General features: G+C 31.5%; 10 protein-coding genes, 1 riboswitch and 1 other annotated feature. Of the genes, 8 read left to right on the top strand and 2 right to left on the bottom strand.

The genetic code is table 11. The annotated features are described in order from the left end of the window. Positions 1 to 68: 68 nt before the first annotated feature. Entirely contained in the window at positions 69 to 587 is a 519-nt protein-coding gene (locus RH99_RS15460; protein ID WP_026038518.1) for a tryptophan transporter, read from the bottom strand. A gap of 65 nt (positions 588 to 652) precedes the next feature. Continuing rightward, positions 653 to 903 (bottom strand) — a binding site (T-box leader). A 191-nt stretch (positions 904 to 1,094) separates the two neighbouring features. Between RH99_RS15460 and RH99_RS15455 the strand changes: the two genes are divergently transcribed. The 8 genes from RH99_RS15455 to purD all read left to right on the top strand — a co-directional run bounded on the left by RH99_RS15455 (position 1,095) and on the right by purD (position 12,815). After that, positions 1,095 to 4,856, top strand: a complete 3,762-nt coding sequence (locus tag RH99_RS15455) for a phosphoribosylformylglycinamidine synthase (RefSeq protein ID WP_010240322.1) — start codon at positions 1,095 to 1,097, stop codon at positions 4,854 to 4,856. Positions 4,857 to 4,985: 129 nt separating this feature from the next. Continuing rightward, a riboswitch (purine riboswitch) is annotated at positions 4,986 to 5,076 on the top strand. A 461-nt stretch (positions 5,077 to 5,537) separates the two neighbouring features. Then, positions 5,538 to 6,017: a 5-(carboxyamino)imidazole ribonucleotide mutase gene (purE, locus tag RH99_RS15450; RefSeq protein WP_010240320.1), complete on the top strand. Its 480-nt coding sequence runs from the start codon at positions 5,538 to 5,540 to the stop codon at positions 6,015 to 6,017. Then, the gene (gene purC, locus RH99_RS15445; RefSeq protein WP_010240317.1) at positions 6,017 to 6,727 is read left to right on the top strand and encodes a phosphoribosylaminoimidazolesuccinocarboxamide synthase; all 711 of its coding nucleotides are present in this window, start codon (positions 6,017 to 6,019) and stop codon (positions 6,725 to 6,727) included. The genes purE and purC overlap by 1 nt, the downstream gene beginning before the upstream one ends. Positions 6,728 to 6,751: 24 nt before the next feature. Beyond that, complete coding sequence (gene purF, locus RH99_RS15440; RefSeq protein WP_010240315.1) at positions 6,752 to 8,161, top strand: amidophosphoribosyltransferase; 1,410 nt, start codon at positions 6,752 to 6,754, stop codon at positions 8,159 to 8,161. 20 nt (positions 8,162 to 8,181) lie between these two features. Beyond that, positions 8,182 to 9,177: a phosphoribosylformylglycinamidine cyclo-ligase gene (gene purM / locus RH99_RS15435; RefSeq protein ID WP_010240313.1), complete on the top strand. Its 996-nt coding sequence runs from the start codon at positions 8,182 to 8,184 to the stop codon at positions 9,175 to 9,177. Further along, entirely contained in the window at positions 9,165 to 9,782 is a 618-nt protein-coding gene (purN, locus tag RH99_RS15430) for a phosphoribosylglycinamide formyltransferase (RefSeq protein ID WP_010240310.1), read from the top strand. The genes purM and purN overlap by 13 nt, the downstream gene beginning before the upstream one ends. A 168-nt stretch (positions 9,783 to 9,950) precedes the next feature. After that, positions 9,951 to 11,453, top strand: coding sequence for a bifunctional phosphoribosylaminoimidazolecarboxamide formyltransferase/IMP cyclohydrolase (gene purH, locus RH99_RS15425; RefSeq protein WP_010240308.1), 1,503 nt, complete (start codon positions 9,951 to 9,953; stop codon positions 11,451 to 11,453). A 111-nt stretch (positions 11,454 to 11,564) separates the two neighbouring features. Then, a complete protein-coding gene (gene purD, locus RH99_RS15420) occupies positions 11,565 to 12,815 on the top strand; it encodes a phosphoribosylamine--glycine ligase (RefSeq protein ID WP_010240306.1) in 1,251 nt (416 codons plus the stop codon). A 62-nt stretch (positions 12,816 to 12,877) separates the two neighbouring features. Here the strand turns inward: purD and RH99_RS15415 are convergent, their stop codons facing one another. Next, positions 12,878 to 13,477 (bottom strand): DUF1836 domain-containing protein, encoded by a 600-nt coding sequence (locus RH99_RS15415; protein WP_010240304.1) that lies wholly within the window; start codon positions 13,475 to 13,477, stop codon positions 12,878 to 12,880. Positions 13,478 to 13,616 lie beyond the last annotated feature (139 nt).

The following is a 13,616-nucleotide window of genomic DNA, read 5'->3' as shown; positions in this document are numbered from 1 at the left end:
ACACGTAGTATTTTAAGGGTGTTTTTTATAGAGAAACTTTATCTTTCAATAATGTACGTTTATACTAATTATTTGTGAGAATATTTTAAGCTAACAGTTACAGCATTGTATAAAATTATAGATACAACGGTGTTTATTATGGTAGCTGGAATAACTACAGTTAAAACAAGAAATGTGAAGGATTTTGGTAATCCAGCTACAAGCGAAGCAGTTACTAAAAAAACCGTTCCACTTACGGCAGTGCATATAAAGCCTATGATAGCAATCATAACCTGTTTTGGCATCCTGCTTTTCATTGCCTTAAACATTAAGAAAACCACTTGACAGGTAATGAGTTTATCAACTATGTTTCCTACTTGACCACCAGGGAAAGTACTTATAATTGCACAGTATATACCAGATACTAGACCAATTATAAGAGTTAGCTTGTAATCATCAGCTAATATAATTGCTATAAACATCATGGCTAAAAGAAAATTTGGTCTCATTCCCATAACGAAGGGTGGTGTTATCTGATATAATACCATTCCTATAGCAAGAAGAAGGGCTATTGTAACTAATTTTTTAATGTCAGTTTTTGATTTCATTTCTTAATACACTCCTTTAAAATTATAATATTATATATAAATACAAAAACCTCACCCTAAAAATATATTAGGGCGAGGTTACAATCGCGGTACCACCTAAATTCATGCATAAATGCATAACTCAGTTTTAAACACAAACATGTTTTAACCTTTTTAACGGTAGGATTCCGATAACCACTACTTTCTTTTAAATAAATAAAGATTTCGATTTATTTCTCAAGGGTCCATTCACAATAATTCATGTTGCCGAATTTCCACCACCAGCGGCTCTCTGTGTACAATTCTTAATGTTACTAATCCCCATCATTGAATGTGTAATGATATTATATTATTTAGAATTTTACTTTAAATAAAAATAAATGTCAATAGCGTAATTATTGATAAATTGATAATTTTCTAAACAAAGTCTTTATTTATGAAAAATTATATATTATAATACTTACTGACGAATGAAACTATTTATTGCGAATTTAATGTTCGTAAATATCTATATAAGGAGAATTAAATATGGATAACAAGGTTAGAAGGATATTTGTAGAGAAAAGAGAGGGCTTTAATGTAGAAGCACTTGAATTATTGAATGATATTAAAGAAAATCTTAACATTAAAGAATTAAATGATATCAAAATTGTAAATAGATACGACATAAGTGGAATTTCAGATGAGGAATTTGAAAATGCAAAAAAGATAATATTTTCTGAGCCTGTAACTGATAATATCTATGAAGAAACATTAGAAACTAAGAATGACAATAATATTTTTGCAGTAGAATATTTGCCAGGACAATATGACCAAAGGGCGGATTCAGCGGACCAATGTATTAAAATATTAGCACAAAATGAAAATTCAAAGGTAGCCACTGCAAGATTATATATTTTAGATGGTAAGCTTACAGAAGATCAAATAAAGAAAATTAAAAAATATTGTGTAAATCCAGTGGATTCAAGAGAAGCTGCTATGGAAAAGCCTATAAGTCTAGAAACAGAAGTTGAACTTCCGGGAAATGTAAAAGTTTTAGATGATTTTACAGACATGTCAGAAGAAAAAATGGAACAATTCAGAATCAATGAAGGGCTTGCTATGAGTCTTGCAGATCTTAAATTTTGTCAAGAATATTTTAAAAATACTGAGAAAAGAAATCCAACATATACAGAAATAAAAGTGATTGATACTTATTGGTCAGATCACTGCAGACATACTACTTTTGATACAAAATTAGATAATGTAGAATTTGAAAAGGGCAAGTTTAACAAACCTGTTCAAAAGGTTTTTGAAGAATATAAGAATTCAAGAAATAAATTAAATAGAGAAGATAAGGCAATATGTCTTATGGATATAGCACTTATAGCTATGAGAGAGCTTAAGAGAGATGGAAAACTTGAAGATTTAGATACTTCAGATGAAATCAACGCTTGTAGTATTGAAAAAGAAGTTGACATTGATGGTAAAAAAGAAAAATGGTTAATTATGTTTAAAAATGAAACTCACAACCATCCAACAGAAATAGAACCTTTTGGTGGAGCTGCAACTTGTATAGGTGGATGTATAAGAGATCCTCTTTCTGGTAGAGTTTATGTATACCAAGCAATGAGAGTAACTGGAAGTGCAGATCCTAGAACGAAAATAGAGGATACACTTAAAGGGAAATTACCTCAGAGAAAGATAACTGTAGGAGCAGCACATGGATACAGTTCTTATGGTAATCAAATAGGTTTAGCTACAGGAAATGTAACAGAGGTATATCATGAAGGCTATGTTGCAAAGAGATTAGAAGTTGGAGCAGTAATTGGAGCAGCTCCAAAAGAAAATGTAGTCAGAAAGAAACCACAGACTGGAGATATTATAATACTTCTTGGTGGGAGAACTGGTAGAGACGGCTGCGGTGGTGCTACAGGTTCATCTAAAGAACATGATGAAAAATCTATACTTACTTGTGGAGCTGAGGTTCAAAAGGGAAATGCACCTACAGAGAGGAAGATACAAAGATTATTTAGAAATCCTGAAGTAAGTAAACTCATAAAAAAATGTAATGACTTTGGTGCAGGTGGAGTTTCTGTTGCTATAGGAGAATTAAGTGATGGACTAGATATAAATCTAAACTTAGTAACAAAAAAATATGAAGGTTTAGATGGAACTGAACTTGCTATATCAGAATCCCAGGAACGTATGGCAGTAGTTGTAGAAGAAAAGTATGCAGATAAATTTGTTGCACTAGCTCTTGAAGAAAACTTAGAGGCTTCTAAGGTAGCTGTAGTAACTGAGGATAGAAGATTAAAATTAAGATGGAGAAATGACTATATAGTAGATATAAGCAGAGACTTTTTAGATACAAATGGTGTAAGACAAAATGTAGATGTATATGTTAAAAAACCAAAGAAATCTTTAAATTACTTTGATAAATCTGAAAAAGTAAAAGATGTAAAGAAAAAATGGTTATCAGTTTTAAAGGATTTAAATGTGTGCAGTCAAAAGGGACTTGTGGAAAGATTTGATAGCACTATAGGGGCAGGTAGTGTATTCTTACCATTTGGTGGTAAATATCAGATGACTCCTTCAGAAGCTATGATAGCTAAAGTGCCAGTTTTAAAGGGAGAAACCAATACCGCAACTATTATGGCTCATGGGTATAATCCTAATTTATCAAGTTGGAGTCCTTTCCATGGAGCAGTTTATTCAGTAGTGGAAGCTGTGGCAAAGGTAGTAGCTTGTGGTGGTAAATATGACAGCATAAGACTTACTCTTCAAGAGTATTTTGAAAGACTTGGCAAAGAACCTGAAAGATGGGGAAAACCTCTTGCAGCATTACTTGGAGCTTATCATGCTCAAAAGATGTTTGGAATACCTGCTATAGGTGGAAAAGATAGTATGTCAGGTACCTTTAAAGATATGGATGTGCCACCTACATTAGTCACTTTTGCTGTAGATGTAGTGGATGCAAATAAGGTAGTATCTCAAGAATTTAAGGGATCAGATAATACTGTTGTTTTAGTTGAAGCAGTAAGAGACGAAAATGAATTGCCAGACTTTGGAGTACTTAAAGATAACTATAAAAAGATTCAAAAATTAATTGAGAAAAATAGAGTACTTTCATCTTATACGGTAAAGCAAGGTGGGGTTTCTGAAGCTGTGACAAAGATGGCACTAGGAAATAAAATAGGAATTACCTTTAATAAAAATGTTTCTGAAGAACTTTTATTTCAGCCATCTTATGGATCAATAATTCTTGAAATTGATAAAGAAGAAAATGTTAAAAAGATTATGGATGGAGTTAAGTATGTAGTTTTAGGAAAGACAAATAATAAAGCTGTTATTAACTATGAAAAGATTACTTTAGATATAGATGAATTATTGAATCAATGGTCAAAACCTTTAGAGTCAGTATTCCCAACAAAAACTGAGGTAAGCAGTGATAAAATAGAAGATAGTGTCTATGATAATAGAAATACAAAATCACCTACAATAAAGTATGCAAAACCAAGAGTATTTATACCGGTATTCCCAGGTACAAACTGCGAATATGATTCAGCTAGAGCTTTTGAAAAGGCAGGAGCAGAATGCAGCGTTAAAGTATTTAAAAACCTAACTCCAGAGCTTATAAAAGAATCTGTAGATTATATAGCTAAAGAAATTGATAAATCACAGATGATTATGCTTCCAGGAGGATTTAGTGCAGGAGATGAGCCAGATGGTTCTGGTAAATTTATTGCTTCAGTTTTAAGAAATCCTAAAATTGCAGAAAGTATAATGAAGCTTCTTAAAGAGAGAGATGGACTAATGCTAGGTATATGCAATGGATTTCAGGCATTGATTAAATTGGGACTTGTACCTTTTGGAGAAATAAGAGACATTGATGAAGAATGTCCTACACTTACTTATAATAATATAGGAAGACATGTATCCAAAATGGTGGAGACAAAGATAGTTTCTACAAAGTCACCATGGTTTAGTGAAGTTAATTGTAATGAGGTATATACAATACCAGTATCTCATGGAGAAGGAAGATTTGTTGGAAAAGAAACTGTAATTAAAAAGCTTTTTGAAAATGGTCAAGTTGCAACTCAATATGTAGACTTTGAAGGTAAACCTACTTATGACATTGAATTCAACCCAAATGGATCAATGCAGGCCATTGAAGGTATAACTAGCCCAGACGGAAGAATACTAGGTAAGATGGGTCATAGTGAGAGAGTAGGAAGTAATATTGCAAGAAATATACCTGGTAATAAGGATCAAAAGATATTTGAATCTGGTGTGAAATACTTTAAATAAGAGAATATAACGAATGAATAATACTAAAAAATGGTTAATATACGTTATATATACGAATATTATATTGAATAAATTTATAAATGCATTGACTTTTTATAAACCTAGTGTTAGTATTTTATTTGCGACCAATTGTAAAATTGAATATGTATCCATATATTCCTGATGATAAGGTTCAGGAGTTTCTACAAAAGACCACAATATGTTGAAATTTTTATAGAGTTAATACTATTAATTTATTTTTAACTCCATATTTATTAATACAATAAATCTTTTACTATGGGTAAATTTATAAAGATGAGAGTTGAAGTTTTCAACTCTCTCTATTAAGACGCTCTACAATGAATTTACCCTGTTTCATTTTAGAGCGTCTTAAATTTTAAAAAATATATAAAAAAGTCTTCTGAGTTCTTAAAAAAGAGCTTAGGCATATGAAAATAAATAACAAGACAAAGATGCGACGTATATTTTGAAGTCAACAAGGAAATAGGTTCCTAAGATAGTTAGCTATCTTAGGGTTCTGTTGACGCGGTGAGATTCAAAATAGACTAGCATACTGACTAGTTATTTATTTGAATGTGCCTTATTACATAAAAAATAATACTTAGGATAGTATAAAGTATGCAAAGAACAAAACAATTAAATTTGTTTAGTCCAGCATAAGGAATATAGGAGGATTTATAAATGAAAGTTGCAATAATCTTTGGAAGTAAATCAGATGTGGACAAGATGAAGGGTGCCGCTAAAGCACTTAAAGAATTCGATATTGAATATGGAGTTCATATATTATCTGCCCATAGGGTTCCAGAAAAATTAGCTGAGGTAATTAAAACATTAGAAGCTGAAAACTTCGATTGTATAATAGCAGGGGCAGGACTTGCAGCACATTTACCAGGCGTAATTGCATCCCATACTACATTGCCAGTAATAGGAGTACCAATAAATGCCGCACTTAACGGTTTGGACTCACTTTTATCTATAGTTCAAATGCCAAAATCAATTCCAGTAGCTACAGTGGGAATTAATAACAGCTACAATGCAGGAATGTTAGCAGTTCAGATGCTATCTTTAAAATATCCAGATTTAAAAGAAAAATTAATTCAATATAGAAAAGATATGAAAAGTAAATTTATAAGTGAAAATGAAGAAGGAGTGGATCTATAATGGCAAAAAAAGAATTGTTATATGAAGGAAAAGCAAAAAAGGTATATGCTACAGATAAAGCAGACGAGGTTATAGTTTATTATAAAGATGATGCCACAGCATTCAATGGAGTAAAAAAAGGTCAGATTGAAGATAAAGGTGAATTAAATAACAGCATAACTTCAATGTTATTTGAACTTGTAGAAAAACATGGTGTAAAAACACATTTTATAGAGAAACTAAATGATAGAGAACAACTTTGCAAAAAGGTTGATATAGTTCCACTAGAAGTTATAGTTAGAAATGTAGCAGCAGGAAGTATGGCTAAGAGACTTGGTGTTGAAGAGGGAAGTCCACTTAAGACTACAGTATTTGAAATTTGCTATAAAAATGATGATTATGATGATCCACTAATAAATGATACTCATGCAGTTGCTTTAGGATTTTCAACTTTTGAAGAATTAAAGACTATATATGCAATGACTGATAAGGTAAATGAAATACTTAAGGAATTTTTCTTGAAACAAAATATTAAACTTATTGATTTCAAATTAGAATTTGGTAAAACTTCTAATGGAGAAATACTATTAGCAGATGAGATATCTCCAGATACTTGCAGACTTTGGGATGCAACAACTAATGAAAAACTTGATAAAGATAGATTCAGAAGAGACATGGGAAATGTAAAAGAAGCCTATGTTGAAATATTAAAGAGAATCGCAGGAAAATAATTTTTTTAAGAGAGGGAGTTTACTGTGATAGATTTAGAGCAAGATAAATTAAAAGAAGAATGTGGTGTTTTTGGAATCTTTTCAAATAAAAATATAGATGTATCACATTTAACATACTATGGACTATATGCGCTTCAACACAGAGGTCAGGAAAGTGCTGGTATTGCAGTTTGCAATGAGGGTAATATAGATGTTCATAAGGGTATGGGACTTGTAACAGATGTGTTTGATAACGATAGCTTAGATAAAATGATTGGAAATGCAGCTATTGGTCATGTAAGATATTCTACTACAGGTGGAAGTTGTGCTAATAATGCTCAGCCTATAGTTAGTAGTTTTGAATTAGGTTCTATTGCCGTTGCACATAATGGAAATCTTGTAAATACTGATATTATAAGAGAACTATTGCAGTATGGCGGGACTTCGTTCCAAACTTCAATAGATACTGAAGTTGTACTGAAGTTAATTTCTAAAAATGCAAAAAAAGGTGTAGAAAATGCTGTGGTTGATGCAATTCAAGCCATTAAAGGTTCTTTTGCCATTGTTATCTTAACAGAGGATAAATTAATCGGAGTTAGAGATCCTAATGGTATACGACCTCTCTGTATAGGTAAATTTGATGACAATAGTTATATAATGTGTTCAGAAACCTGTGCACTTGATGCAGTGGGAGCTGAATTTGTAAGAGATGTAAACCCAGGTGAAATTGTAATAATAGACAAAGAAGGAATAAAAAGCATAAATTACGCAGAAAAGACTAAATGTGAAACTTGTGTTTTTGAATATATATATTTTGCAAGACCAGATAGTGTTATAGATGGAATAAGTGTATACAACTCAAGAGAACTTGCAGGAGAAGAACTTTACAAAGAAGCCCCTGTAGAAGCTGATATAGTAATTGGTGTACCGGATTCAGGACTTGCAGCAGCTACAGGATATGCAAAGGCTTCAGGAATACCTTATGGTATAGGGCTTATAAAGAATAGATATGTAGGAAGAACTTTTATATCACCTACTCAGGAACTTAGAGAAAAGGCTGTTGCCGTAAAATTAAATCCTTTGAAGGTGAATATTGAAGGAAAAAGAGTAGTTATAATAGACGATTCCATTGTAAGAGGAACTACAAGTAAAAAATTGGTAGATATACTTAGAAAAGCAGGAGCAAAGGAAATTCATTTTAGAGTGTCTTCTCCTGTTATAAAATATCCTTGCTATTTTGGAATAAATATCGCTTCTAGAAATGAACTCATAGGTGGAAATAAGACTGTAGAAGAGATAAGAGAATTTATAGGTGCAGACAGTCTTGCGTATTTAAGTATAGATTCACTTTTAAAGAGTTTAGGTGAGAAAAATAATTTTTGTCTTGGATGTTTAAAGGGAGTATATCCTGTATCAGCACCAATGGAAGTTGAAAAAGAGAGATTTGAAGTATAATTTTGAAAGGTTGTGTACTGATGGTAACTTATAAGGACGCTGGTGTAAATATTGAAGAAGGCTATGAAACTGTAAGCAAAATAAAGAATTATGCTAAGAAAACTTATACAAAAGATGTTTTGAACAATTTAGGTAGCTTTGCCGGAATGTTTGCTCTAGGTAATTATAAAAATCCTGTGCTTGTTTCTGGTACAGATGGTGTGGGAACGAAGCTTGCTATAGCATTTAAAATGAAAAAATATGATACAGTTGGTATTGACTGTGTTGCTATGTGTGTAAATGATATTTTATGTCATGGTGCAAAACCATTATTTTTTCTAGACTATATGGCTTGTGGTAAACTTGCAGCTGAAACTGCTTCGCAAATCGTAAAAGGTGTATCTGAGGGCTGCATGCAAGCAGCTAGTGCACTAATTGGTGGAGAAACAGCTGAAATGCCAGGTTTTTATAAGGATGGAGACTACGATTTAGCAGGATTCTCAGTAGGTATAGTTGAAAAAGATGAAATTATAGATGGAAGTAAAATTGAAGATAAAGACGTACTTATTGGAATTGCATCTTCAGGTGTTCACAGTAACGGTTTTTCACTTGTAAGAAAATTAGTACCTGATATAGATATAGATTTTAATGGTAAAAAAATTGGGGAAGTTCTTCTTGAGCCAACAAAAATATATGTAAAACCTATATTGAAACTTATGGAAAAGTTTGAAATAAGAGGCATGGCACATATAACTGGTGGTGGTTTCTATGAAAACATACCAAGAATGTTTAAGGGAGATTTTGCATCTATAATTAATAAGGATAGCTATGAACTTCCAGAAATATTTAAATATTTAATGTCTCTTGGAGTTAAAGAAGATGATATGTACAATACTTTCAATATGGGTATTGGCTTCGTATTATGTGTAAAAAAAGAAGATAAAGATAAAATAATAGAAGCATTAAAAGAAGATGGAGAAGAAGCCTTTGAAATTGGTCACGTTGAAGCAGGAGGCAAAGGTGTATGTATAAAATAGCAGTACTTATTTCCGGCGGTGGTACAAATTTGCAATCTATAATTGATAATGTTAAATCAGGATTTATAAATTGCAAAATTGAAATAGTAATTAGTGACAACGAAAAAGCCTATGGAATAGAAAGAGCTAGAGAAAATCATATATATGCTATAGCTTTAGGAAAAAAGCAATACGGTGATAAATTATCTGATGAAATTTTAAAAGTTGTGGAAGAAAAAGATGTAGACTTAATAGTAACAGCTGGTTTTCTTTCAATTTTAAAAGGTGATTTATTAAAGAAGTTTAAAGATAGAATAATAAATATTCATCCTTCGTTAATACCTTCCTTTTGTGGTAAGGGAATGTACGGTTTAAATGTACATAAAGCTGCCATAAATTACGGTGTTAAAGTTTCTGGTTGTACAGTACATTTTGTAGATGAGGGAACGGATACAGGACCAATAATAATACAAAAATCTGTACCGGTATTTGCAGAAGATACTGCAGAAATATTACAGAAAAGAGTTCTTGAAAAAGAGCATGAAGCACTTCCAGAGGCTATTAAGCTTATATCGGAAAATAAGGTTAAGGTTCAGGAAAGAAAAGTGTTTACAGAGAATAATTAATTTCAAGATAAGATATAATAAATAAATAGGGCATCTGAAAAGAAGGTAGATTGAGTATATTTATACTGGTTATTTCTTTTATGATGCCCTATATTATCTCATAAACAGTTATTCCTATATGAAGCAATAGATAAATTTTGTAAAATATTTATGGAGGTAGTTAAATATATGATTAAAAGAGCATTAATTAGTGTATACAATAAAGATAAAGTATTAGATTTAGCTAAATTTCTTATTAAAAAAGGTGTGGAAATAATTTCTACTGGGGGTACATATAGATATCTTAAAGAAAATAACATAGCTGTAACTGAAGTAGAAGAAGTTACAGGCTTCCCAGAAATGCTTGATGGTAGAGTAAAAACATTACATCCAAAAATCCATGGCGGAATACTTGCTATAAGAGAAAACGCTGAGCACATGAAGGTAATCAAAGAGAATGGAATCAAACCCATTGATTTAGTAGTAGTTAATCTTTATCCTTTCTTTGATAAGGTTCAAGAAGATTTAACTTTTGAAGAGAAAATTGAGTTTATAGATATTGGCGGTCCCACTATGATAAGGGCAGCTGCTAAGAATTTTAAAGATGTAGTTGTATTAACTGATACAAAAGACTATGAAAATGTTATGGATCAAATAGATAAAAATGGTGAAGTGGATTTTGAAAATAGAAGAAAATTTGCTGGTAAAGTATTTAATTTAATGGCTGCTTATGATGCTGCTGTAAGTAAATTCTTGCTTGGAGATGAAGAATATCCTGAATATCTTAACATGTCCTATGAGAAATCTATGGATCTAAGGTATGGTGAAAATCCTCATCAGAGTGCTGCTTATTATGTATCCACATCTACAAAGGGTGCTATGAAGGACTTTCAGCAGTTAAATGGTAAAGAGCTTTCTTATAATAATATAAAAGATATGGATATAGCTTGGAAAGTGGCTTGTGAATTCGAAGATCCTATGTGTTGTGCATTAAAGCATAATTCACCTTGTGGTGCTGCTATAGCTGACAATATTCATGATGCCTATGTTCGTGCCTTTGAATGTGACCCTACATCTATATTTGGTGGTATAGTTGCTGTTAACAAGAAATTAGATGCAGCAACAGCAGAGGAACTTGTAAAGATATTTCTTGAAATAGTAGTAGCCCCTGATTTTGATGAAGCTGCACTAGAAATTCTAAAGACAAAGAAAAATCTAAGAGTTATAAAGGCAACTCATAAACCACAGGACACTAGAGAATATGCTAAAGTAGATGGTGGGATTTTAGTACAAAGTTCTGATGATAAGCTTATAGATGAATTAAAATATGTAACAGAAAAGAAACCTACAGAAGAAGAATTAAAACAACTTCTGTTTGGTATGAAGGTAGTAAAATATGTTAAATCAAATGCTATATTAGTTGTTAAAGACGGAATGGCTAAGGGAATTGGCGGCGGACAGGTAAATAGAATATGGCCAACAATAGAAGCACTTGATAGAGCAAAAGATGGTACACTACTTGTATCAGATGCCTTTTTCCCATTTGGTGATGTAGTAGAAGTAGCTGCTAAACATAACATAAAGGCAATAATACAACCAGGTGGATCTATAAGAGATCAGGATTCTATTGATGCATGTAATAAGCATGGCATAGCAATGGTACTTACAGGTATAAGGCATTTTAAACACTAATTGTAAGCAATTTCAATTCACCCCTGGGGTGTAATTTTTTCCAAATCAACCATGAGTAATCTTTCATTTAATTTTGTTATTTTAAATATTATTTTTTAAGGAAGTGAGAAGTTGAAGGTTTTAGTTATTGGAAATGGTGGTAGAGAACATGCTATAGCATGGAAGATGGGATTAAGCCCTCTTGTTAGTAAAATTTATTGTGCACCAGGAAATGGTGGAACTCATCTTGAAAATAAATGTGTTAATGTAAATTTAGAAACCATAGATGAATTGTTAAATTTTGCAAAAGAGGAAAATATAGATTTAACTGTAGTTGGACCAGAGGCAAAGCTTGTAGAAGGTATTGTAGATGTATTTAAGGAAAATGGACTAAAGATATTTGGACCATCAAAATATGCTGCTGAATTAGAGGGAAGCAAGGCTTTCTCAAAAGCTTTCATGAAAAAGTATGGAGTTAAAACAGCTGCTTATGAGGTGTTTGATAAGGTAGAAGAAGCACTTGATTATTCAAAGAAATGTGACTATCCAGTAGTTGTCAAAGCAGACGGACTTGCTGCAGGAAAAGGTGTAGTTATATGCAATACTCAGAAGGAAGCTGAAGATACGTTAAAAGAATTCATGATAAATGATGTATTTAAGGGATCTGGCAAAAAAGTAGTTATGGAAGAATTCCTTGACGGTGTAGAAGCATCTATACTTTCTGTTACGGATGGAAATGTTATAATTCCTTTCATATCAGCTAAAGATCACAAGCAGATTTTTGATGAAGATAAAGGACCTAATACTGGTGGAATGGGTGCCATAGTTCCAAATCCTTATTGCACTGAAAGTGTACTTGAAGAGTTTAATGAGACTATGTTAAAGCCTACACTTTATGGAATAAAAGAAGAGAACATGGACTATTGTGGTGTTATTTTCTTTGGACTTATGATAACTAAAAAAGGTACATATTTACTAGAATACAACGTAAGAATGGGTGATCCTGAAACTCAGGCAGTACTTCTACTTTTAGAAAGTGATTTAACTGAAATCATACTAAATGCAGTAAATGGTAAACTTAAAGAAACAGAAATTAAGTGGAAAAAAGGTAGTTCTTGCTGCGTAGTGCTGGCTTCTAAAGGTTATCCTAGTAATTATGAAACAGGAAAAATCATTAATATTAAAGGTGCAGAAAATAAAGTATTTATAGCAGGAGCTAAATATGAAGAAGATTCTTTAAAGACTTCAGGGGGCAGAGTTATGTCCATTGTATCTACAGGTAATACATTAGATGAGGCCATTAAAAACACATATGCTGACATTAAAAATGTGAATTTTGATGGTATGTATTGTAGAAAAGACATAGGAACTCTTTATAGATAGTATCTTATTATGTAGAAATTTAATTTTAATTATAAAAATAGTATTCAGTACAATTCTGAATACTATTTCTTTTCATTTAAAAAATTATCTATTATCTTTTGCGACATTCGTATATTCATATTAGCTTCAGCTATAAGGTTTAGTACCATTAGTATTAGTTCATTATTAATGTTTTCACCATTCTTTAGATTTTTAAGTTTGCTTTTAGTTCTATCCAAAAGCTTGTAAAAATGCTCATTAAAATTATTTTCGTCTTCTTTTTTCAGTTCCAAAAAGGTATCATATAAGTTTTCCACAGAAATAAGTTCCTTATTTTCTTCTGTCATATCTTTGGCTACAGGTTTAAAAATTTTTCCTATATCAGCTAATGACAAACTCTGTTTTAAGTTGTATATTAGAGATAGTAAAATTATTTGCTCCTTAGTATATTTTTTACTTTTTACAGGCGGAAAAATTTTGGCTTTAGCATAATTATTAATCATGGTTTTAGTCATTATCTTATCATCTTCATTTCTTTTAAGAGGATAAAGTTTATTTTCAAATAAAGTAGTGACTTGATCCATATACAAATCTATGTTTGGAATATCAGCAAGAGTTATTTCATTAAATTCAGTAATTTCAGAAACAAGAGTATCTAAATTTTTATCATCAGTATTGTCCATATATATCACCTCTAGTTTATTATATAGTATTTATTACTACTAAGCTAGATATCAAGGTGATGTTGTTAAAATGATTATTTGTTTTTCTTCAAAATGAAAACCTTTTATTCTAGAGAAATATCATTATTATTGAAGCAAG

Origin of the sequence: Clostridium arbusti SL206 (assembly GCF_000246895.1) — a bacterium.
In the GTDB taxonomy this organism is placed as follows: Bacteria; Bacillota; Clostridia; order Clostridiales; family Clostridiaceae; genus Clostridium_I; species Clostridium_I arbusti.
Note: the sequence above shows the minus strand (reverse complement) of the source record. Positions and strands in the feature narration are given on the sequence as shown.